The organism is Microcoleus sp. Pol7_A1 (assembly GCF_036701085.1).
Lineage (GTDB): Bacteria > Cyanobacteriota > Cyanobacteriia > Cyanobacteriales > Microcoleaceae > Microcoleus > Microcoleus asticus.
In genome coordinates this window covers 39,561-61,678 of the sequence record NZ_JAUBQD010000045.1, presented here as the reverse complement: position 1 = coordinate 61,678, position 22,118 = coordinate 39,561, and the positions used below count along the sequence as shown (strand labels likewise).

Below are 22,118 nucleotides of genomic sequence, written 5' to 3'. Positions count from 1 at the left end.
ATATCTACCAAAATGGAATTATCGTGCAGTTCCGACTATTTAGCAGACGCTAATGTTATTAAATTTTCATTCCTTAGTTGCAATCAACCTAAATCCCTATCAGGGATTGAAACTTTTCTCCCTTCTTAACTGCTTGCTCTAATTGCTCTGTTGCAATCAACCTAAATCCCTATCAGGGATTGAAACACCATGAAGCCCATAGGGGCTAGCGCGACACCAAACGTTGCAATCAACCTAAATCCCTATCAGGGATTGAAACTCTAGATAAAAGCTTTTGCCTAAGTAATAAGAAGTTGTTGCAATCAACCTAAATCCCTATCAGGGATTGAAACTCATCTGGGAAAACAATCCCTAAATCGAGCCAAGCCGTTGCAATCAACCTAAATCCATATCAGGGATTGAAACGCTATCAAACTGTAGCAAAAATCGCTGAAAAAAACCCGTTGCAATCAACCTAAATCCCTATCAGGGATTGAAACATCGGCTCCTGGTTGTTCTCGCAACGCAGGGGGTTGCAATCAACCTAAATCCCTATCAGGGATTGAAACGCTTTCACCATCCCCTGATCGGCTACGAGCACGAAGGTTGCAATCAACCTAAATCCCTATCAGTGATTGAAACCATCGCCTTAATTTTTGCATTCATCAACATAACATTCTACTCAGTTGGAATCAACCTAAATCCCTATCAGGGATTGAAACACCCGCGACTGCCCGGACTCGAAAATGGTTTTCGTTGGAATCAACCTAAATCCCTATCAGGGATTGAAACTTCTTGTCGAGATATTGAGCCGTCCATCCGAACGAGTTGGAATCAACCTAAATCCCTATCAGGGATTGAAACTTTCGGAAGTATTCAGGAGAGGAGGAGACAGGAGGAAAGAGGGTATTCTTCTCCTGACTCCTGACTCCTGACTCTTTCTTCGCCGCAATCAAACTAAACCCCTATTAGGGATGGAAACATGGCCTTAATCAGGTTGAGGGTGGAGATTTTCACTAATCGGTAGGTGGTTAGATGAATGCTAACCACTTAGCTATTGATCCGCCCTTAAACCTCTCCACTCAAAATCTGTTGAACCGTCAAACTTAGCTGTGGAAACATCGGAGATACTATGCGCTCTCCATCCCGAAACACCCCAACCTCAACATATTGCCCATCCTCAAGCCGCAAAAGTGTCACTACTTGTTCAATTGGATCGATAACCCAATACTCTGCGATGCCCCGCGCTGCGTACTGAGCTCGTTTGCGTTGGCGAAGCCCTCGAAGAGGATCGTCATCCCGATCCCTGCCCACTCTACCCGGACTGACTACCTCCGCAACAAACCGAGGAGGCAGCATATCGAAAGTGATAGTTAGCCTGGTTGCTGTCAGCGGAATGTGTTCAGGTTCCAGAATTATCAAATCGGGGTAGCGGTTGGCAGCATCTCCCGATCGCAAAACGGCAACTTGAACCTCGCAACGCCTGCGTTTTAATTAGTCTAAGTGGCACTAGCCCGCTGCTAGCAAGATAGAAAAATAGATAGTTAGCAATGAAATTATTAGGTTCAGATTCTGGTGGCAAAGCTATTAAGTCCCCATCAATTAACTCATAGCGTTGACCCGTATCATTTGAGTAATTAAGGTACTCGTCAAAAGTTAATTTTTTAGATTGAGCTTGTACCATAATATTACATTCCTTGATTTATTCGTTCCTTTATGCTGGGAGTTTGTTTATGTAGAAACGGTTTCAACAGCCGAAGGATATCAATCAAATCTGCTGTGCAAGTTCAGCAGGTGTCCCAGCCTCGATCGACAATCAACCCACAAGTGACATATTAATAACTATCACAGTTCAAATCCTCTGGAATATAAACAATGATTTCAGATAAATTTCGACGCGAGTTGCGGGATCAAGCCAAACTCTGGCAAGCAGAAGGACTCATCGACACTTCATTGTACCAACAACTTTCGGAACGCTACCAATTCAACACACTCGAAACCGCCTCCCGCAACCGATTCCTCAGCATTCTCATCAGTCTCGGCGGCATTCTCCTCGGTATAGGAGTCATCACCTTTGTAGCCGCAAACTGGCAAGTTTGGTCGCGCGAAGTGAGAGTTGCACTGCTGCTAAGTCTTTTCGTAGCAGTCAATGCAGCAGGTTTCTATCTGTGGCGAATTCCCCCATCCCGAAGCAAAAACTCCAATCCCAATATGCCCGCAACAAAAGGGCGAAACAAACTCCTAGGTGAAGGATTGTTGCTGTTAGGTGCTCTGATTTTAGGAGCAAATATGGCATTGATGGCGCAAATGTTCCACATTGGCGGTTCTTCCTACGGACTTTTCCTTGCTTGGGGAATCGGCGTACTCGGAATGGCTTACAGTTTGCGGTTGACTTCCTTGGGCGTTTTGTCCGCACTTTTAATCGGTTTGGGCTATTGGCTGGCGGTGTTAGATTGGTCTTCTAAAGTCGAGTTTTCTTGGCTGGAAGTTTTGGTGCGGCAAATGCCGATCGCAGCCAGTATAATGTTTGTGCCGCTGGCTTATTGGTGTCGATCGCGTGCTATTTTTGCCATAGGTGCGATCGCGATAATTTTTTCCCTACAAGTTTCAATTGCCCAAGGCTTAAATCTAACCTGGGCTGCTGCAATTTTTTGCGCCCTACCGCCCGCTTTGCTGTGGGGATACGACGATGCAATGTGGCCGAAGGTACACAGCAGGCTGTTTCAACCTACCGCCCGCAGTTTAGCACTGCTGTTTCTCGCCGGTGTGTTTTATGTTCTTTCTTTCCACTGGTGGTGGCAAGATTTGCCGAATCCTGGGCAAACTAAGCCGGATTGGGTTTTGCTGACAAATGTGGTTGTTTTGGGCGGTTTCACGCTGTTTGAATGGCTGCGTTTGGGACGTTTGGAACTGCGGCGACCCAAACAAAAAGCAGTGGATTTGACCACAAGTGCGATCGGCATTTTAATCCTCGCCAGCGCCTTAATACCGCTTATTCACCTCAATTTCACTCCCCTTCCTCAATTAGCGACTTTTCTGTTCAATGTTTGCTTATTTTTGCTCGCTGTCGGCTTAATTCGAGAAGGTTTAGCTTTAGGAAACCGCCAGACTTTTTGGGGAGGCATGGTATTAATCACCCTGCAAATTATCAGCCGAGTGTTTGAATACAACACAGGATTGTTGCTCAAATCTTTTGTCTTTGTTTTGTGCGGAATTGGCGTAATTGCTGCGGGTTTGTGGTTCGAGCGCCACTTCGCAAAAATCCCCGATCAATAGGAGTATTCTACTATAGTGCGAGCGTCCCGGTCGCACTGTACTGGGAAGATGATTATCTCGATTCAAAGGTCAACGATATTATTCTGCGAACTAATTCCCAATTCCCAATATGAACACCGAAAATAAAGATTTAACAGCTCAAAGTTCCGAAATAGCAGATATCGGCGCTAATCCCCCATCCTTCACCCTTCCCCCGGAGGCAAAACGCCTTCCCGCGTGGCGGCTGTGGGTTCCGTTGCTCCTGCAAATCGGACTAATTGCCGCAGTACCCGCCACCGCAGTTTACACTTTTATTACTGGCAAAACAGTTGTTCTGCAAACAGCACCAGTAGACCCTTACGGTTTGCTGCGCGGATATTACCAAGTTTTGAGCTATGATATTTCCGATCGCACCAATCTCGAAAAACTCCCCGGCTGGAAAGATTTACCTGCCGAAAAAACACCTTGTCCGCCCGGGGTTGCTTGTCCGCAAAATACGCACAATCCCAAGCCGCAAACCAGTTTTTATGTAATCTTAGAAGCCCCAAAAGCGGCGACTAATCCGGGCCGCCCCCAAGCTTGGAAACCCGTCCGCGTCAGTCTCAAAAATCCCGCCAATTTGCCCGCCAATCAAATCGCAATTAAGGGCAAATATAACAGTTGGCGGATGGAATACGGCTTAGAAACTTATTATATGCCAGAGGATGAAAGGGAAAAAGTCAATCAGGAGATTAGCGAAGCTCAAAGGAATCAGCGACAATCTTTTTTGGTAGAAGTAAAGGTTGACAAAACAGGCCATGCTGTGCCTGTGAGTTTGTGGGTGCGCGATCGCAATTATCGATTTTAGCCAATAAGGGCAAAAGGTCGATCGGTCTTTTAGCCTTGTTTTGAGTATTTTGGCTTAAGCATGGAGCGGAGGTTGGGCAATTCCCTACCATTCCCGAAGGCACCCGGGTTCGGGATAGCTTCGCTGGCGCGGACATTTCAATTGTCAACAACCCAGGAGAATCTATTAAGATATATAAGACTTGCGCAAATCTTGCCAATTCAAGGGCGCAAGTCATGACTCTACTGGAGCTTCTCATGTTAGCCGAGCTAATCTCTGCCAGACGCATACTCAAGACCAAACTCCTCGAATTTTTAGGACTTCCCGACAACTGCCAAGACAAAACCGATTACCTCGTCAGCAAAATTGTATCCGTGCTGGAAGTAAATCCAGCCGAACAAGAAAGATTTTGGGAGACCTTCAAAAGTGAATTAGCCGTCGATCCCGTAGAATTAGAAGCAATACTCAAGTGTTCGCCAGCAGAACGGCAGCAGTGGATTGAACAAGGCAAACTCCCTATACTAGAATACCGCTCTTTTCGCAAATCGGGAATCCATTTAGAATATCCCGTTCACGACAGAAGATTCATCTTAAGTCTAACGGAAACCGATATTAATAATTGGCGCAAAGAACCCAAAGGGCTGATTCCAAATCATCGCCCAACAGCCTCCCCAATCAATACAGAAAACCGCGCCGAAAACGAACAATCCCGAGGAGCTTTTAGTTCAGCTTGGGAAAAAATCATTGCCGACTGGAAAGAACAAGGTTCGGCGGAAATTTCAGCAACCTTCCAGCTAGCTTACTGGACTGTTTGGGCGTCGCGGTGGGCCAAAGAAAATCAGCTCAACAGCTTTAAAGCAATTAAATATAAGGAAGTATACGAAACTCACCAGCAGGAATGGTACCAGCGAAAAAATCAAGCTGTCAAGTTACTGATTGAGATGCCCTACGCCATGCTTTACTTCTACCGTCCGGCGGATGCTGACAAATTATATCTAGAACTGTGCGACGACCACCAGGAAATGATGAAAGATGGCTACTATTGGGACAAGTGGGAGTTTTTCTATCAGAACCGCAAACTTGTAAATAAGTGCCGCGAATGTGTGTACTCCGAAACCAAAGATTATTACTCGCTTTACTACCTGGAAATCAAGAGCGACAAGTTTCCCGATTTTAGTTTTTCTTTCCACACGCCGTACACAATCGGCAGAAAATTTTTGCCGCATCCAGAAACGTTGCCTTATGTAGACCACGTAGAACAGGACGGCATTTTTCGCTTTGGCCGCCCGCTGCTGGAACAAGAGAAAGTTATTCACACAGAAAAGGATGTATTGCTCAAGTTTGAGGCGGCTTTGGCAGAAGCGAAAAAGTTTGTTTAGTTAGGAGTCATTAGTCATTAGTCATTAGTAGACTTATTGCAGATTTTTTGATTGATAGGGAAACCGCAGATAAACGCAGATGCTTTTCCCCATTGTTTGTGTGTTTTGCAATCTTGTCTACTAATGACTAATGACTTTTGACTTTTGAACTTGGATTACTTAAATGCTGTCGCCAGCATAAAGTTTTGGTTGCTGAGCTTCTTCGGAATTGTACGATCGCAATCCCACTTCTGCCAACAAACTCCCCAAGTCAGTTTCAGTCTCAAACAACCACAAAAATACAGCCAACCCCGGCCAAAATACCGGGTTTGTGAGATGAAAATCTACCAAAATGAATAGACCACCTGGCTTAAGCACCCGGTATACTTCCAGAAAGATTTCTCGCAACTGCGCCGATCGCATTTCGTGCATCGCAATGCTGCTGTGCACTCCTGTCAAACAGACTGTAGGGAAAAGGCATCGACTCAGCAAAAGCTTCTACATAATTGGCTGATGGTACATTTTTTCTTGCCCGTTGCAGAGATAATGGCGAAGCGTCAAGTCCTGTGAGAGCCTGGGAATATTGCACCAGAAACTGCGTAGTTTGACGGCTGCGGCTGCAAAGGTCTAAAACTTTAGTTTCCGCGCTGACGGTCAAATTTTGCAAGGCTAGTTGGCTCAAACGAGCCTCGCCGCCTGCGCTCAAATCAGCAACACGCGCGATCGTATCGTAGAGCCACTGATACCGATAACTTAAATCTCTAAAAATTGTTGCCACAGTCAAAATTATGTATACCTTGCTATCGACTTAAGATATTATTAAGTTATATGATAAAGATAAATAACAGAACTGAGACGATGGGAGAGCTGTAACCGCTATGGGTCGTGTGGGAGTATTGCTATTAAACTTGGGCGGGCCAGATCAAATCGAGGATGTCCGTCCTTTCCTGTTCAACTTGTTTGCTGACCCGGAAATCATTCGCATTCCGTTTCCGTGGATGCAAAAACCGCTCGCCTGGTTGATTTCGACCCTGCGTTTTCAGAAATCCCAGGAAAACTACCGCCAAATCGGGGGCGGCTCTCCTTTGCGGCGGATTACCGAGGAACAAGCCGCTTCGCTGCAAGAACTCTTGCAAAAAAAGGGACAGGATGCTCGAGTGTACGTGGGGATGCGCTACTGGCATCCTTTTACTGAAGAGGCGATCGCCAAAATTAAGCGCGATCGCATCGAACACTTGACAATCTTGCCGCTGTATCCTCAATTTTCCATCAGCACCAGCGGTTCTAGCTTCCGGCAGCTAGAAGAAATGTGGGGCAAAGATCCAGCCCTCAAGGATATAGAATATACCGCTATTCCTTCTTGGTATCAGCGGCCAGGCTACATTCAGGCAATGTCGGAACTGATAGCCCAAGAACTAGACCACAATCCCGATCCCGATCGAGTTCACATCTTTTTTAGCGCCCACGGCGTCCCCCTCAGCTACGTAGAAGAGGCTGGAGACCCCTATCAGCGCGAGATAGAAGATTGCACTCGTCTGATTATGGAACATTTGAACCGATCGAACGAACACACTCTAGCTTATCAAAGTCGGGTTGGCCCGGTGGAATGGCTCAAGCCTTACACCGAAGACGCCATTACCGAATTGGCAGAAAATGGAGTGCAAGATTTGTTGGTAGTTCCGATTAGTTTCGTTTCCGAGCACATCGAGACTCTACAAGAAATTGACATGGAGTATCGAGAATTAGCAGAAGAATCGGGGATTCTGAATTTCTACCGAGTGCCCGCCCTGAATACTCATCCGGTGTTTATTGAGGCCTTGGCCGATTTAGTCATCGAGTCGATCGAATCTCCCAGCGTTAAATTCTCTGATGTTATACGCCCTTCCAAGATAGTGAAAATGTACCCTCAAGAGCAGTGGGAGTGGGGTTTGACCACGGGGGCCGAAGTCTGGAACGGTCGTGTGGCGATGATTGGTTTTGTGGCACTATTGCTGGAGTTAATTACGGGTCAGGGCCCGCTACATTCGATCGGATTGCTTTAAATTGACAGTTGACAGTTGACAGTTGACTGTTGACTGTTGACTGTTGACCGTTGTTACAAATGACTAATGATATCAAATCCGTTGGGATCGGAATTATTCATCTCTCTGTTCTCTTCCTCAGCGCCCTCTGCGGTTAAATCATTCCGAAACAACTGTAAACGATATAACTAATCACAAATAACTAATCACTAACTAATCTGGATCGCGCTTGTGGCGGCGGGGATTTCCCCTATCGCCCGTTATTCCCTGACTTCTGTACCAGCGATACCACTCTTTAGAACTGCGAATTGCCAGCCACAGCAGCATCATAGCAACTAGCCCTCCCTGCCGCGGAGCGTCAAAGGCAAACAAAACCAAGGAAATGCACAGAACATCTTGGAGGAAAATTACCCAAATCGGCAAACCCCGCAGTCGGTAAAGCCATCCTGCTTGTACCAGTTGCAGCACTAAAGCCAACAAACCTCCGACAACACCAATAATCCACAGCATCCAAGGGTGAACAATAATTTCGTCGAGCGAACTTACCTGAGCGATCGCAATTCCCATAATTGCTCCTACAATGGGACTGAAAATAATTTGCACAACTTGCAGTACCCGCTGTCCTACAAAGGTTTTAGAAGCAAATAATTCTAACAGCGACCAACTCACCAAGATGGTGATAGCCACTTGGGGGTGAACCCCCGACAATAGAGGTATTTCCGACCAAAGTTTATCAATCCGCAACAAACCAATTAACAGCAGGGGCAGGGCAATTCTCATACCCCCTGCCGCAGACCCAGAGAGTGCGGCTAGGAGTCCAACCATAATAATAATTCAGTTGATAACGTCAGCTAAAGCCTCGATCTATTTCAGAATTTAATTCCCCTGATGGCTGGCTGTGATTTGAGCCATCGAACTCAAATTGCGGCTTCAGCTTAAATATCACCTTCTATTGTAAGTGTATCTGCTTAATCGCTGCTTGGCACTGCGATATTGTCGATCGACACAAGGTAGAGAGCACTTATGTAGAAGGCTCTTATGCAGAATTAAGGCGGGATTGTGATTAAATTAGAAAGTATCCCAAAAGCAGCACGTAATCCGGAACAATTAAATTTAAGATGCCCGCTAAGCAAGAGCTTTCCGGCAAATTCTTCTCCTGTCTTCCCTCCAACCTCTTCCTTATTCCTTATTCCTTCGTCTTATTATGTCTGATTCATTATTTGCCGATGCCAGTCGCCGATTAGAACGAGCCTTAAAATATGTGTCGCTTTCCGAGGATACGATCGAACGGCTGAAATACCCCAAATCCAGTTTAATTGTATCGATTCCCGTGCGGATGGATGACGGTTCCCTGCGAATTTTTCAAGGTTATCGGGTGCGCTACGACAATACCAGAGGCCCGTCTAAAGGAGGAGTTCGCTATCATCCGGGAGTATCCCTTGATGAAGTGCAATCCTTAGCATTTTGGATGACTTTTAAATGTGCAGTTTTGAACTTGCCTTTTGGAGGAGCCAAGGGCGGAATTACTCTCAATCCCAAGGAATTGTCCAAACTGGAATTGGAACGGTTGAGCCGGGGGTATGTCGATGCGATCGCAGATTTCATCGGCCCCGATGTCGATATTCCCGCGCCAGATGTCTACACCAATCCCATGATTATGGGTTGGATGATGGATCAGTACAATATTATTAAGCGGCAGCTTTCTCCAGCGGTTGTGACTGGTAAACCAGTGACAATTGGCGGTAGTTTGGGCAGAGATACGGCAACAGCAATGGGTGCTTTTTTTGTAGTACAAACTCTTCTACCCAAATTTGAGCTAACTCCTAAAGATACAACTGTAGCGGTACAAGGTTTTGGTAATGCCGGTGCAGAAATAGCAGAACTGCTCTGGAAAGCAGGTTACAAAGTTGTTGCTGTCAGCGATTCCCAAGGGGGGATTTATGCTAAACAAGGTCTGGACATCCCCAGTATTCGAGGCTTTAAAGACTCTAACAAAGGTATCAAAGCTATTTACTGTGAAGGTTCAGTTTGCAATATTATCGAACACGAAATATTGACAAATGAGCAACTTTTAGCATTAGATGTAGACGTGCTGGTTCCTGCCGCTTTGGAGAATCAAATAACTGAAGCAAATGTTAATGATGTTAAGGCTAAGTTTATTTTTGAAGTAGCTAACGGGCCGATTGATTCTGCTGCTGATTTGGTTTTAGAAACGCGGGGAATTCACGTAATTCCTGATATTTTAGTCAATGCGGGAGGCGTAACGGTTAGTTATTTCGAGTGGGTGCAAAACCGCAGCGGACTTTATTGGACGCTGGATGAAGTCAACCAGCGGTTGAAGCATAAAATGGTCGAAGAAACTGAGGCAATTTGGAAAAAATCTCAGGAATTGTCAGTTTCCATGAGAACTGCGGCTTACGTGTACGGGTTAAATCGACTCGGAGAAGCGATGAATGCGAAGGGAACGCGGGATTATTACATAAACGGTTGAGAAAAGTGCGGTAAGATTGTGCGATCGTACAATCTTACCGCAGCTCTTTGAAAAAAGTGCAGTCTACGAACCGACTTGGCAAAACTTGGCTTTGAATTGGGGAATTTTAGGATTGCACGCAGCAGTTTATTTAAGCGTAACTTTGCTGCTGCAAAAGCGAAAAGATATTTTCAAATAGAGATGTCAAATAGAGATAAATGATATTACTGTTGATTTGTGAGTAACTAGCTGCGCATACTATCTAATGTGAACGAGAACTTTAGCTTAGGTATTCCGCTTGCCTGTAAGCGACTTGTGATAATATCTACAACTGCTTTATATGACATATCATCTTTAGAACCAAATGGGATGCCTGCTTTCCATTTCCCATTTAAGGTGACAGTCAGTGTCGCAGGTACTATAAATCTTCGAGGCGATACATAGGCTTTGCTTGTATATCTTTCTTCTGCGTTTAGCTTTACTTTAGTAAAATCCGACAGGTAAGTTTCTAGCAGTAACCAAAACACTCTATCTACTGTGGCTGCCAAATAAACTTCTGGGAGATTCCAAAGAAATGGCTTGATAAAGACAGTCATTCTTGTATCTCCGATGTTGTCTATGTAATTATCATCTTTTGGTATGGACTCTAAATACTTGTTAACCCGATAAAGATTTAAGTCAAGACCGCGTTCCGTTAACAATGCCGTCATATATCCTTTCTTATCAGCAAGGTTAGCTAGCCGGACAAGAAGACCCGTCTTACTATCGCGTAGGGTTCTGGTATCTGTTGGCAATACTTGCGGCTTACTTACTAGAGCGATTTCTTCATTAAATAGTAGTTTAACCAAATCTTGTTTATAAGGATATATTCGTTCTATTGCCTTGCGACAAAACTCATGATATGGATAATCTCGGTTGTCAGGAGCTAAAAATACCCCTGCTTCGCAGTTAAGTAAACACTTATTTTTTATAATAACTAAAGAAGCTTCATCCACAGCCTTCATATCTACATTAGCCAGTTGAGTTAACTCATAGTCTTGAATGTATTTTAATGCTTCTTGCCATATTCCACATACTTCTATAACGAAGCCATTAACTAATAATACTTTGACTGAATATTCAGCCCTGTTTTTGTATTTAGAAGCCGACTCCCAGTTTTTTGAATAATTACTGCGCTTCCTAAAAATATTTCTGATGAAACGTATCGCTGAGTTCCCGCTTGTCCCGGTCGATAATTCGCTTACATTTATGCAAATATGTATCACAGTCAAAGGCAAAATAGCCTTCTTAACTCTCCCGTTATCTCGCCAATACAGAGAATCTTCTATGAACTTCAGGTCTTGTTTTCGGGCTGATTCTACACCTAATATAAAACTGTAAGGGGCAAGGTTAGCTAGCGTTTCCCGTAATAGTGTTTCTGTTGGACGTAATTTCTTAACCTTGACTTTAGTTCCATTCAACTGCGGGCTGTGCTGCTCAATACGCTCCTGTTCTGTAGCATCAAGTAGCGATTCAGGCACTAACTCGTAATAGATGGTAAACAGCTTTTTTCGTTGCTTTTGTAGTTGATCGAATCTGTGGTGGCTGTCACCTGCCCAGCGGGTACGTAGATTCTTTGCTTTTCCTATGTACCAAATTATAAAATTTTCGTCTATAACGTAATATATTCCTGATAGTTCGGGAAGTATAGCTCTGTTCTTTAAACCGATATGGGGTAATTGCAGGATATTTTCGTCGGCATTCATGTTTTTGTTCTATATTTGCTGCGACGTATTTCTATAGATCATATTCGCAAGTTCGCCAGCTAATGTCAATAGAGAGCGCAGTTTTTATTGAGCATTTTTGTACAACTCAAAAAAAGAAATCCCCAGGCTTTGGGGATTTCTCACACTTAAGCCGATGGCTAAATCTATTTAGTTTCCGGCATCAAACACTTATCAGAATCGCAGCCCGCGGGCCCCGAATCCATCATTTCACCCAAATCATAACGACTTAGTGCCGCGTGAAAAACATCTATTTGGCGGCGCGCTAAAGTCTCTTCCACCATCTTGGTGTAAGTTTCCTTGCTCACCGGTTCAAAGGGCAAACGCGGGAAAGTTTCAAGAGCATCAAACCGAGCCAAAAGCGCTGCGGAAATGTAGCCTTCATCATCGCGAATGGCTTCATAAATCCGAGTGCCCAAACTTTCCACTTCATTTTCGCGCAGTTCAATCGTGGCCGAAGTGTTATGTCTGACATAGAACTTTTGCACCTGCATATAAAAGTCCATTTGTGCCGCCGCTGAGAACTTGTTAATGTCAATTTCATCAGCTCCCGGCAAGTCAGCCCAACTTACCGCAACAGGTATTTCTACCAGCCATTCCGTGCAGCGTTCATCGAAGGGATTGTTCAGCAAATTGCCGTTTTCATCTTTGTCAGATTGAGACGGAATCACGTTGTATCCGTAGTCGATGCAGGCGAGGGCTACGGGGTCGTTTTTGCCGAAAGTGATTCGGCGAATGAAACGCTGGGCTTTCGGCGGATGCCAGCCGGGAGAAGCACCTGTCAGCAGAGATTTAGTACCCGATGGTTGAACCGTTGTGCAGCGATTTGGGCGTTTTAAGGAATGGCGATCGCAATAATCCCAAACTACCCGATTCACAATCTCCCGCCAACCAGTCAAATACTCTTCTTCCCGCTGTTTAAAAGCGATTCCTTGCGGAGTTTGCGGGCGGCCTTCCACCCACCAGCGCAGCCACTCCACGCCAAAAGCATGAACGAAGAAATCGAACAATCCCGTGAAAGATACGCCGACAATCGGGTCTAGTTCGCGGCTGTATTGATAGCGGGGTTCAAGAAATTTGTGGTTGAGAAGTACCGCGACAGATAGAGCCGCCGCCTTGAAAGCTTCCTCCTGTTCTTTGAAATTGTAAGGGTCAATTTGATTGAGGTGAACCTCAGAAAGATTACAGTGAAAATTAGAGCCGATGATTTCCAGTTTTGTTACCCTAAAGGCTTTTTATCCTTTAGTTCTACAGATTCAATTTTACCTGTAGCTCGGCGTACTTTTTCATTTACTGTAGTTGTAAATGCCCCGCACTCTTGCCAGGATTATATTCTTCAAAAAAGAAGGTTCACCCGGTACGCTCTACGGTGGTAAAGGATTTTTAATTCCTTTACTTACCTCGGAGTTAACATCTCAGTCTTCTCCGATTTTGCGAGGTTTTTTACGTGAGGCAAAATTACTTACCACACGGGTTTAAGCCCACACGGACTAACCGATGCTCTAACTCGCCAGCCGTCATGTTAGGATGGCGCTCCTGCAACCACTCTTTAGCTTTTCCTTCGTCGTAAGCTTTCAAAAACTCACTTCTAAGACTCGGTGTTGAAAGTAAATCAACGTTAGATCTAGCTACAGCTTCGCCGGCCCATTGAATCGCACCTTCGCCGCTGTAATACTGTTTGCGGACAGCATCAATACATTCTTCTAGTGTAGGTTTGGTATGGAAAACTCGCGTATGGTTGGCCATCCGAAGAGCATCGCGTTCTGGATCTATTCTCCAGTTGCCGCTTTCATCTTGTTGCCACAAATTATTTTTAGCATTTGCTCCGAGTTCGTCATCAGAATCAAACTGACGCATTCCGGCCGATCTTCTAATATTGCCAGCAACAATTGTGACCGCAGCTTCATCAATCAACACGCAGCATTCAACTGAATTTAACTGCCGCCCTAAAGCTTTATTCAAAATAGCGGCGCAGCGCTGATAAAGATCTGGCAATTTCACCGGATTTGCTACTCCCCCAAAACCTTTTAAAGGTTCTCCCACCGGGCGAACGTCGCTCAAATCGATGAATACTTGAATTTCTCCTGCAAATCTTTCATCTGTGGATAATTCCAGCAAAGTTTGATAGGAGTTTACCCAACCTTGGCGAGAATCTCCGACATAAATAGTTGCGGTTTTTTCTGCTATTTTTATTTCGGTTTCTTGACGGCGCGACTGGGCGGGTGTAGAGCCGATTTCGCCTTGCATGGTTAGGGTTAAGCGGTTGCGAATCGGCGGCAGTTGGTTGATATATTGTGGTTCCAAGACTGCCCCAGTGCCGCAGCCCATCATTGCCAAATCCATCAACAAACCAAAGGAACGCCAGTCGAGAATATTTGTTGAGGAGCAATTATATGCGCCGGAAAAATTCTCTGGTTGTTCAATCCATTTGCTGCCACCTACCCACAGCCAGCGGCCTGAAGCGAGGGTTTTGAGCTGGTTTTGCATCCGGTGCAGCAGTTGTGTTTCTTCGGGGGTGAGGTTTCCAAGCTTTTGCAGCCCCTTGACTGTTCTCGCGCACACTTCGGCCCAAGTCTCCCTTCCCGTCTCGGTACGGCGGCTGTAAGTCCTGAAAAATACTGGATTGGCTGCGGGTGCTGTTTCGGGGAAATCGGACAGGTTGCGTTTCTCGCTGGCACTCGATCGCTCTAATTCTCGAACCATAGGTTGTGTACTGACGTGTCGGAATAAATCAACAGACTACGAATATACAACAGGATTCAGATTTAGGGTAAAAGGTTAATATATTTGACAATTTGCACTAAATATGGGGCATAGAACTCTACAAGCTCGATCGGGCGATCGCCTAAAAACTTGACCAAAAAACCCGATTTCTTCCTGAAACCGGGTGAAGCGCAAATGTTGTGAATTGTCAATCCTTTGTCAATAAAAACTCAATATTGGGTAACAGCGGGTCTTGAACAACCCCCACACCGTTAAATCCCCAACGTTCGAGTAGCTTTTTTACCTGAGAACCGGAAATCGATTCTACTCCGAATCGATCGGCAACATCAGCAGCGTGGGCGTTGAGATAACTCAAAGCGTCATAGTCTTCACTAAACATCAGCAGGTAACTCACTGCCGCATCTGGATTGGGATTCGCGGACAGATATTTGCCGTCACTGCGGGAACGTAGCAAGTAAAAAACTTGAGATAACATCTTATCTTGGTTGTCAAAATAATATGTTACCTCAAATTGGGAATTGGGAATTGCCCAAACGATTTTAGACTGACAATTTGAGATAGTAGAAAAGTTGAGTTTTTTTCAACTTTCTACCTAAAAACTACATAATTGATGCCTAAAATCGCTGGGAATCTAGCAGTTAAATCAAAGTCAGTGCTAAGCCTTTAATCCCTCGCCCGTCACCAATTTGACCGACAATCGAAGCTTGACCGGTCGTCAAATTGATATTGTACAGGCTGGAAACTCCGCCAACCTCGATCGCAGCCAAAGCCGTCTCGTTACCGCCAACACTCCTGACATCAAAGCCGAGAACGGTACCAGCATCAATTCCCAAAGACCCGATCGTATTCAACACTCCATTATTCGGCGGATCTTGCCGCACCAGAACGTCTAAATTGGTGTCAATTGCAAACAGCCTTGTCGAAGTTGCCCCTGCAAAGTTATTCACATACGCAGCCCCCACACCCGCCGGAGGATTGGCAAAATTGCGATCGCCCGCAGCATAAGCCAAATTCCCGTCGAGTTGAATTCCCCCTGTCAGCGTGTCAAAATCGACAATTGCCCCGGTATCTGGGTTGAGGCGGGCGTTTTGACCGGCTTGATTGATAAACCGAATTCGATCGACTGTCGGATTGAAATCAAAACCCGCAGCCCCCGGAGTTAGGGGAACAGCAAACTGCCCGCTACCGACAGCAGTTGCAGCCCCAGTCACCGGATTGATGGCGTACAAGCGATTGCTAGAACCCACACCGTAAAGCACACTGTTAGCGGGGCGAAAATCAATCCCCAGCAAACTTTCTCCTGGCTGCAACCCCGTAACTGCTGCGTCGCTGAGAATCGCCCGCGGTGCCGCCTCGTTAAAACCGACAATTGTTTCCGCGCCATTTCTGACAGTTAAGGCGTAAGCTGTAGGCAAAGGCAAAGCCAAACCGTTAATCTGTCTCCCGTCGGCAATTTGACCGACAAAGGAAGCTTGACCGCTACTTAAATTGATATTGTACAAGCCCGAAACGCCCCCAACTTCCAGCGCCGCCACTGCCACCTCGCGGCCGCCAATACTCCTGACATCAAAGCCGAGAACGCTAGTAGCATCAACTCCCAAAGATCCGATCGTATTCAACACTCCATTATTCGGCGGATCTTGTCGCACCAAAACATCCAAATCGCTGTCAATTACAAACAGCGTTGTCGAAGTTCCCCCTGCAAAGTTATTCACATACGCAGCCCCAGCAGCCCCTGGAGAACTTCCAAAATTGCCATCGCCGGTCCGGTAAGCCAAATTCCCGTCGAGTTGAATTCCCCCCGCCAGCGTGTCAGAATCGACAACTCCTCCCGTATCCGGGTTGAGGCGGGCGTTTTGATCGGCTTGATTGACAAACCGAATTCGATCGACTGTCGGATTGAAATCAAAACCCGCAGCCCCCGGAGTTAGGGGAACAGCAAACTGCCCGCTACCGACTGGACTGGCTTCCCCGGTTCTCGGATTGATAGTATACAAGCGATTGCTAGAACCCACACCGTAAAGCACACCGTTAGCCGGCCGATAATCAATTCCCAGCAAATTTTCTCCCGCTTGCAATCCAGTCACGGGGAAATCTGAGATCACACTTCCCGGATTGGAAAGACTAAAACCGACAATCCGATTAGCAGCAGTTAAAGCATAAGCCGTTGTCAGCGCTGGAGGCGGGGGATTGGGAACAACGCTGCCAATATTATTAGTGAAACTTGCCTGGTTAATCGCACTTTGTCTCACCCCTCTGAGAGTAGCGAGAAATTCTCCAGTCACTCGGTCTTGAATAACAGTATCGTTTCCAGCTTCCTGAATATTCAAGTCGCTAAAACTAAGACCTCCCGCCAAACCGATTAAATCTGTACCGGCTGCAAAATCGGCGATCGCGTCAGCATTTGCGAAATTAGCACCGCCGCTGGTACGACCAGGATCTGCATCAGCGTAGCGCCTCAAAACAAATAGGTCTGCCCCGTCTCCGCCTATCAGGACATCAGTATCTCGATCGCCCGACAAAACATCATTGCCGGAGTTTCCCGATATGGAATCGCTGCCTTTCCCGCCCACTAAAAAATCGTTACCTTCTCCGCCGTTAATAGTATCGTTCTCTAAATCTCCAAAAATCGAATCTTGACCTAAATTCCCGTCAATTAAATCGCTTTGCTTTCCTCCAAAAATGCTGTCATTACCGGAATTTCCCGCAATGGTGTCATTGCCCATCAAACCAAAAACTAGGTCATCTTCTGGAGTTCCTGCTAGCACGTTTGCTTGTGCGGTGCCTCTAATTTCTGCCATGCTCTAATCACCCTCTAATTTTGATACTTTCGTGGCCTAACGGCGGCGGTATTCTCAGTCAAAATATCACAAATTCGCACTTTTAGGATAATTTTTATTATTTTCGGCTGTAGGGGTGGGTTGCCATAAAACTATTACACGCAGCTAAAACGATATATAAACCTGCCCCCCGATTCAAATAAACCCACTCCTCAATACATATCACTTAGCCGTATTTTATAGTTTGCTGTGCAGCCAAGCGCGATCGCAGCTCAACTGAAAACAGGCAAGCTGAAATTTTTAGGGTGCGAACCTATGAAACTTTGTACTGCGTTCATTAGTAATATACGCTGACTCTATAATTTTGGATCTGTACAGTTAGAAATTATTTTTCAAATTTAATCTTAAAGCCTGCGAAGGTGGGCTTTGTGTGTAGCGGCGACCACCAGCACTCAATATAAAGTGGAGTATAAATGCGGAATTGGCATAATAAGTTAGTCGAGCAGTCGTTTTCAGACGACTTAAGCTTTCAGGCAGGGGTTTAAGCCCCTGCCTGAATCGGAGTTTCACGTTTGATCCCTTCCCCTGCTTTTTCAAGCTTTCAGCAGTGCTTTAGAAGCTGATTGCCCTGCGAGTCTCAGTTGCGATCGCAATTTGAGGTTCAACAACACCAAGACACTCCACTGACTGAGTATGGAGAACAAAATCGTATTTCCTGACGCTGTGAAAGACGAAGACCAAAAGCTAACAAATGTTGAAGACAACCAGAAAATAGGAGCTTTTTCTGGGGTTAGCAAGAGCATAGATAAAATCAGAGGCGGCAACAAGATAGCGCTACCGACAGTGCCTGCAGCCCAAATTTCCGGATTTCGGGTTTTTGTCAATAGGAATAGTTGGGTGATGGCTGCGTAAATTAGGATGAGATTCAGGGAGCAAATTACGTCCCAAAATTCTTTTGCCTCAATTTTTTGAAACAGCGTAAAAGGTGTTAAAATTATGACTGAGCTGAGGAGATTAATCGCAATCGCAACTACAGCAGGACTTTTTTCGCTCCAAATTAAATCGAGTAGCGGGTAGCGCCGCCACAACTTCTGACTGCTGGGAACGATTTGTTGACGATACCTCGCCCAATCGTACAAAGATTGTCTGTCAGATGTTAAAGCTGCAATTAAAGCTAAGAACATCAGCAAATTCAAGAGCAGTAAACTAACTTCATTAGCGTAGGGTGGAGGGCTTGATTGGAGTGCAAACCCTAAAAATATTACCTGACAGCAGATAACTACCAAATAACTTTGCCGCTTGCTCAAAACTGTAGCGCTGGGATTTGGAAAGCGGCGCTGCCATCCCTGCCACATCCAGTAGGTTCCTGTACCACAAACGAAGAGAGACAAAGCAAGGCCACTCGCAATATTTGTACCCACTGGCGAGTAAAACCATTGCAACTTGTCTAAGTTTTCAACTAACGAATCGAAATCAGTTTTATTAACTAGAAAAAGCTGATATCTCAGGATAGCAAGGGGAGACAAAAAATGTACCACATCCCAAGCAGCTCGCGTGAGCGGGAACCAAGAAATCCCAAACACAACAAAAACCGTAGCGCTAGCCAACCAAGGTTGAAATCCTCCCAACCAACTGGTTGTCAATCCAAATAGCATCGCACTGCTGTAAAACAAAGCACAGCTAGCTGCAACTGCCGTGTAGAAACATAAAATTTCATTCAACGGTATTTGAGCGGCTAATCCACTGTACAAATGCAGCGGTACTGCCAGAATTGCTGCTAGATAAAGTAGAATTGGTACGCCGAGAATTTTGCCCAGAAAAATTGTTTTGGCAAATTGGGGACTGAGGCGAATAAAGTTGAGGGTGCCGCGGCGTTCCTCCTTGTCTAAGTCGCTGACCAGCAGATAAGTCCCTGCTACTAATAAAGCTAAGACGCTGAATATGCTCAGCCAAATGAATATCTCTAGCCACCAGTTCGGCCAGTTAATGGCAAAGTTGCCCAAGGCATCTCTGACGCACTGTTTCTCATAGGACTTGGCAGTCTCTAAGCAAAACCTGTGATGGATGGGATAAGTGTACTCTCCACGAGCCGGGGGAACGGGTATCTGGGCGCTGAAATACATCCACAGCAGCAGTTGACCGCTTAGGGAAAGGGCAGAGGCGATCGCAATATTGCCAGTATTCAAGCGGCCTTTGATTTCTCGAAATAACTGGGGATTCCAGTTGCCTATTTTGTCTAGTAAGTGGAGTGTCATTGGTTATTGGTGATTAGTAATGGGTGACGACTTAGTTATAACTCACTGTTTATTCGGGTAAACAGGGAACGGGCAAATTAAGATGCTTGCTGGTGTCCCATCTTGAGGAAGATGGTTTCTAAGTCTTCTTGAGTGCAGTGGAATTCGGTTAGGGGAATGTTGGCCGCGACGAGTTCGCGTAATAAATTTGCCGCATCTTCGGGGCTTCCTGAAAAATCAACGCACACCTGTTGAGTTTCCCGGATTATTGCCCAATTTTCCACCCAAGGAAAGTTTTTTAATTCCGATGTTAGCGCTTCTAATTTATTTCCTACAACCGACATAAAAATTTGCTGGCGGCTGAGGCGTTTGTAAAGTTCTTGTAAGGGTGCGCTTTCGACCAGATATCCGAGTTCCATGATACCCACCCAGCTACAAAGTTCGGCTAAGTCGCTGAGGACGTGAGATGATATGACTACGGTCATGCCGGCTTCTTGCAAAGCTTTGATAATTTCGCGAAACTGCATTCGGGCGATCGGATCTAAGCCAGAAACGGGTTCGTCTAACAACAGCAATAGCGGTTCGTGGATAATAGTTCTCCCCAAACTCAGGCGCTGTTTCATCCCCCGCGACAGGGTGGAAATTAAGCTGTTGCGCTTGTTGGTTAGTTGCACGAGTTCTAACACGGAATTGATTCGCTCTCGGCGGCGCGGTTGCTGGAGGTTGTAGAGTCGGGCAAAATAGTCTAAATAATCCCAAACAGTCAAGTCGTCGTAGAGGGGAAAGTCATCGGGAAGAAAGCCGATGCGCTGTTTGAGAATCGGGTGCGATCGATCGCGCAGCAACCTATCTCCATTGATGTAAATTTCCCCTGTAGTCGGTTCCTCAGCCGCCGCCAACATCCGCAGCAAAGTAGTTTTGCCGGCACCGTTGGGGCCGATCAGTCCGCATACTTCGCCGGCTGCTACTTGTAAATCGATGTCATTGACAGCTATATGGCGATCGAATTGTTTCGTGAGCCCGCGAGTTTCTATTGCTAGTTGTTTTGCCATGTTTGGAGGGTGAATGAAGTTTTATTGGTGCATTCCTGGCATGGAAATAGAAGTCTACAACTAGCCTAGCCCGTTCTTCCAGGAATTGTCATCTCGTTTCTGAAATTAAAACAAAGACATTATCGATCGCTGAAATCCTTGCTAATATTAACTCTTCCTTCTTCCTTCTTCCCTCTTCCTTCTTCCTTCTGCTATATCAAGTCTGCACGGAAAATTCCTCTGGATCGATATCCCAATTTGCCCAGCGAATTGCCTCCCTAGCTGATGTCAGGTTAGGCGGCACTCTCAAAGCGTGAATGAATCCCGTACTCGGACAAGTCATTTTTAACAAACAAATCGGCTCGACATCGGCATTATCTATTGTTAATAGTGAATATTCCTGCCAACTATCTATTTGTTTTGCTTGCAACTCTTGACAAATGCGATCGTAACCAATTCCTTGAATTAACACTCGCCTCAGTTCGGCATTGTCTTCTGTTAAAAGCCATTGGGATTGCCATTGATTTGGGTGGAATTGACCGTATTTTTCAGGCAATCTGACGCCGTGATAATAGTAAAAATTCCATCCATCGGCAAACTCAATGGCAGGTTCTGCTTCCGCGTGCAAGCGGTTCTGACTGTCAAAGCGCAGGTGGCGGGGGCGATCGCAGACCGCGCAAATCTTTTCAAAGGCAAATATCCAACCGCAATGCTCGAAAAGCAGCTTTTGGCAGCGATGTATTTCTTGTGCCTTTTGGGAGAGATTGACGCCTAATGAAGATATATACCATTCAGTCAAATAGATTTCCTTAAACAAAGTTGTGGGGGTTTCAGGATATTCCTGGTCCTCCAAATAATCGGGAAAAATATTCCCCATCGTTTGTTCCGATCGCACATATTCGTCAACCACTTCGCAAATTAGCGAACTCAGTGTGCTGTCTGCTTCGGGCTCGATCGTCATGCAATCGAGCTCATACCCCCACACCGCCGGACTTGTAAAGTCTCTCACAATCGATGGGGACATGGACATCCATTTCCCGTCTAGCTTTTTCCCCAATCTATTCCAATGCCCTTCGTTTGACCAGTTTGGTGAATGGTCGCCTTTGGGCAAGTTGAAGATTTGGAGAAAAGCGTCGTGGGGACTGCTGCAAATAATAACTTCGGGTTTTTCTAGCCCAATAGCGGCGTAGGCAACTTTGACTGCTGCTGTGGCTTTTTCAACCTCAATTGGTATAGTCGAGAGAGTAAGATGTTTTTGTGCGTGTTCGCCTAACACACTGATCTCGGTAATTTGATTGTTTTCGAGATACAGTGTTGTCAGATTGGTGAGCGATCGCAAGGCGCTGATCTCGGTAATTTGATTGTAGTCGAGACCAAGTTCTGTCAGATTAGTGAGCGAGCGCAAGGCGCTGATCTCGGTAATTTGATTGTAGTCGAGATCAAGTTCTGTCAGATTGGTGAGCGAGCGCAAGGCGCTGATCTCGATAATTTGATTGTCGTTAAGACGCAGCTCTGTCAGATTGGTGACCGAGCCGAGGAAGCTGATGTCGGTAATTCTATTGCCGCTGAGATTCAGTGTGGTCAGATTGGTGAGCGAGCTGAGGAAGCTGATGTCGGTAATTTCATTGTTGTAGAGATGCAGTGTGGTCAGATTGGTGAGCGAGCCGAGGAAGCTGA

At 45.7% G+C, this 22,118-nt stretch carries 15 protein-coding genes, 3 pseudogenes and 1 CRISPR repeat array; of the genes and pseudogenes, 6 read left to right on the top strand and 12 right to left on the bottom strand.

Annotated features, from left to right (window positions below):
* Positions 1-76: 76 nt before the first annotated feature.
* A CRISPR array of direct repeats spans positions 77-961; the repeat unit is 37 nt; unit sequence GTTGCAATCAACCTAAATCCCTATCAGGGATTGAAAC.
* A gap of 86 nt (positions 962-1,047) precedes the next feature.
* Positions 1,048-1,437 (bottom strand): Uma2 family endonuclease, encoded by a 390-nt coding sequence (locus tag QUA20_RS22525; RefSeq protein WP_333191273.1) that lies wholly within the window; start codon positions 1,435-1,437, stop codon positions 1,048-1,050.
* 417 nt (positions 1,438-1,854) lie between these two features.
* Here QUA20_RS22525 and QUA20_RS22520 point away from each other — a divergent pair, with 417 nt between their 5' ends.
* The 3 genes from QUA20_RS22520 (at position 1,855) to QUA20_RS22510 (ending at position 5,439) form a co-directional block, all read left to right on the top strand.
* Complete coding sequence (locus QUA20_RS22520) at positions 1,855-3,255, top strand: DUF2157 domain-containing protein (RefSeq protein WP_333191272.1); 1,401 nt, start codon at positions 1,855-1,857, stop codon at positions 3,253-3,255.
* Between the two features lie 109 nt (positions 3,256-3,364).
* A complete protein-coding gene (locus QUA20_RS22515; protein ID WP_333191270.1) occupies positions 3,365-4,081 on the top strand; it encodes a GDYXXLXY domain-containing protein in 717 nt (238 codons plus the stop codon).
* Positions 4,082-4,296: 215 nt separating this feature from the next.
* Positions 4,297-5,439, top strand: coding sequence for a hypothetical protein (locus QUA20_RS22510; protein WP_333191268.1), 1,143 nt, complete (start codon positions 4,297-4,299; stop codon positions 5,437-5,439).
* A 159-nt stretch (positions 5,440-5,598) separates the two neighbouring features.
* On the opposite strand, the pseudogene QUA20_RS22505 reads toward QUA20_RS22510, so the two are convergent.
* Positions 5,599-6,196: pseudogene (locus QUA20_RS22505) on the bottom strand (class I SAM-dependent methyltransferase).
* A gap of 100 nt (positions 6,197-6,296) precedes the next feature.
* Between QUA20_RS22505 and hemH the strand changes: the two are divergent.
* Complete coding sequence (gene hemH / locus QUA20_RS22500; RefSeq protein ID WP_333191266.1) at positions 6,297-7,460, top strand: ferrochelatase; 1,164 nt, start codon at positions 6,297-6,299, stop codon at positions 7,458-7,460.
* A 192-nt stretch (positions 7,461-7,652) separates the two neighbouring features.
* Here the strand turns inward: hemH and QUA20_RS22495 are convergent, their stop codons facing one another.
* Entirely contained in the window at positions 7,653-8,264 is a 612-nt protein-coding gene (locus QUA20_RS22495; RefSeq protein ID WP_333191264.1) for a DUF4126 domain-containing protein, read from the bottom strand.
* 379 nt (positions 8,265-8,643) lie between these two features.
* Here QUA20_RS22495 and QUA20_RS22490 point away from each other — a divergent pair, with 379 nt between their 5' ends.
* Together QUA20_RS22490 and QUA20_RS22485 are read left to right on the top strand one after the other, a co-directional pair.
* Complete coding sequence (locus tag QUA20_RS22490; protein WP_333191262.1) at positions 8,644-9,930, top strand: Glu/Leu/Phe/Val dehydrogenase; 1,287 nt, start codon at positions 8,644-8,646, stop codon at positions 9,928-9,930.
* 16 nt (positions 9,931-9,946) lie between these two features.
* Entirely contained in the window at positions 9,947-10,108 is a 162-nt protein-coding gene (locus QUA20_RS22485) for a hypothetical protein (protein ID WP_445304698.1), read from the top strand.
* Between the two features lie 46 nt (positions 10,109-10,154).
* Here QUA20_RS22485 and QUA20_RS22480 read toward each other — a convergent pair whose 3' ends face one another.
* The 9 genes and pseudogenes from QUA20_RS22480 to QUA20_RS32085 form a co-directional block, all read right to left on the bottom strand.
* Complete coding sequence (locus QUA20_RS22480; RefSeq protein ID WP_333191260.1) at positions 10,155-11,654, bottom strand: hypothetical protein; 1,500 nt, start codon at positions 11,652-11,654, stop codon at positions 10,155-10,157.
* Positions 11,655-11,818: 164 nt separating this feature from the next.
* A complete protein-coding gene (gene nrdJ / locus QUA20_RS22475) occupies positions 11,819-12,829 on the bottom strand; it encodes a ribonucleoside-triphosphate reductase, adenosylcobalamin-dependent (protein WP_445304699.1) in 1,011 nt (336 codons plus the stop codon).
* Between the two features lie 301 nt (positions 12,830-13,130).
* Positions 13,131-14,375, bottom strand: a complete 1,245-nt coding sequence (nrdJ, locus tag QUA20_RS22470) for a ribonucleoside-triphosphate reductase, adenosylcobalamin-dependent (RefSeq protein WP_333191258.1) — start codon at positions 14,373-14,375, stop codon at positions 13,131-13,133.
* Positions 14,376-14,583: 208 nt separating this feature from the next.
* A complete protein-coding gene (locus tag QUA20_RS22465; RefSeq protein WP_172192262.1) occupies positions 14,584-14,871 on the bottom strand; it encodes a hypothetical protein in 288 nt (95 codons plus the stop codon).
* A gap of 163 nt (positions 14,872-15,034) precedes the next feature.
* On the bottom strand, positions 15,035-17,197 hold the full coding sequence (locus QUA20_RS22460) for a DUF4394 domain-containing protein (RefSeq protein ID WP_333191257.1): 2,163 nt from the start codon (positions 17,195-17,197) through the stop codon (positions 15,035-15,037).
* 572 nt (positions 17,198-17,769) lie between these two features.
* The gene (locus tag QUA20_RS22455) at positions 17,770-19,431 is read right to left on the bottom strand and encodes a hypothetical protein (protein ID WP_333191255.1); all 1,662 of its coding nucleotides are present in this window, start codon (positions 19,429-19,431) and stop codon (positions 17,770-17,772) included.
* A 77-nt stretch (positions 19,432-19,508) separates the two neighbouring features.
* Positions 19,509-20,462 carry an ABC transporter ATP-binding protein gene (locus QUA20_RS22450; protein ID WP_333191253.1) on the bottom strand — a complete coding sequence of 318 codons (954 nt, stop codon included), beginning with the start codon at positions 20,460-20,462 and terminating at the stop codon, positions 19,509-19,511.
* A gap of 196 nt (positions 20,463-20,658) precedes the next feature.
* A pseudogene (locus QUA20_RS32090) lies at positions 20,659-21,162 on the bottom strand (DUF6745 domain-containing protein); the annotation flags it as partial.
* Positions 21,163-21,768: 606 nt separating this feature from the next.
* Positions 21,769-22,053: pseudogene (locus tag QUA20_RS32085) on the bottom strand (leucine-rich repeat domain-containing protein); the annotation flags it as partial.
* Between the last annotated feature and the right edge of the window lie 65 nt (positions 22,054-22,118).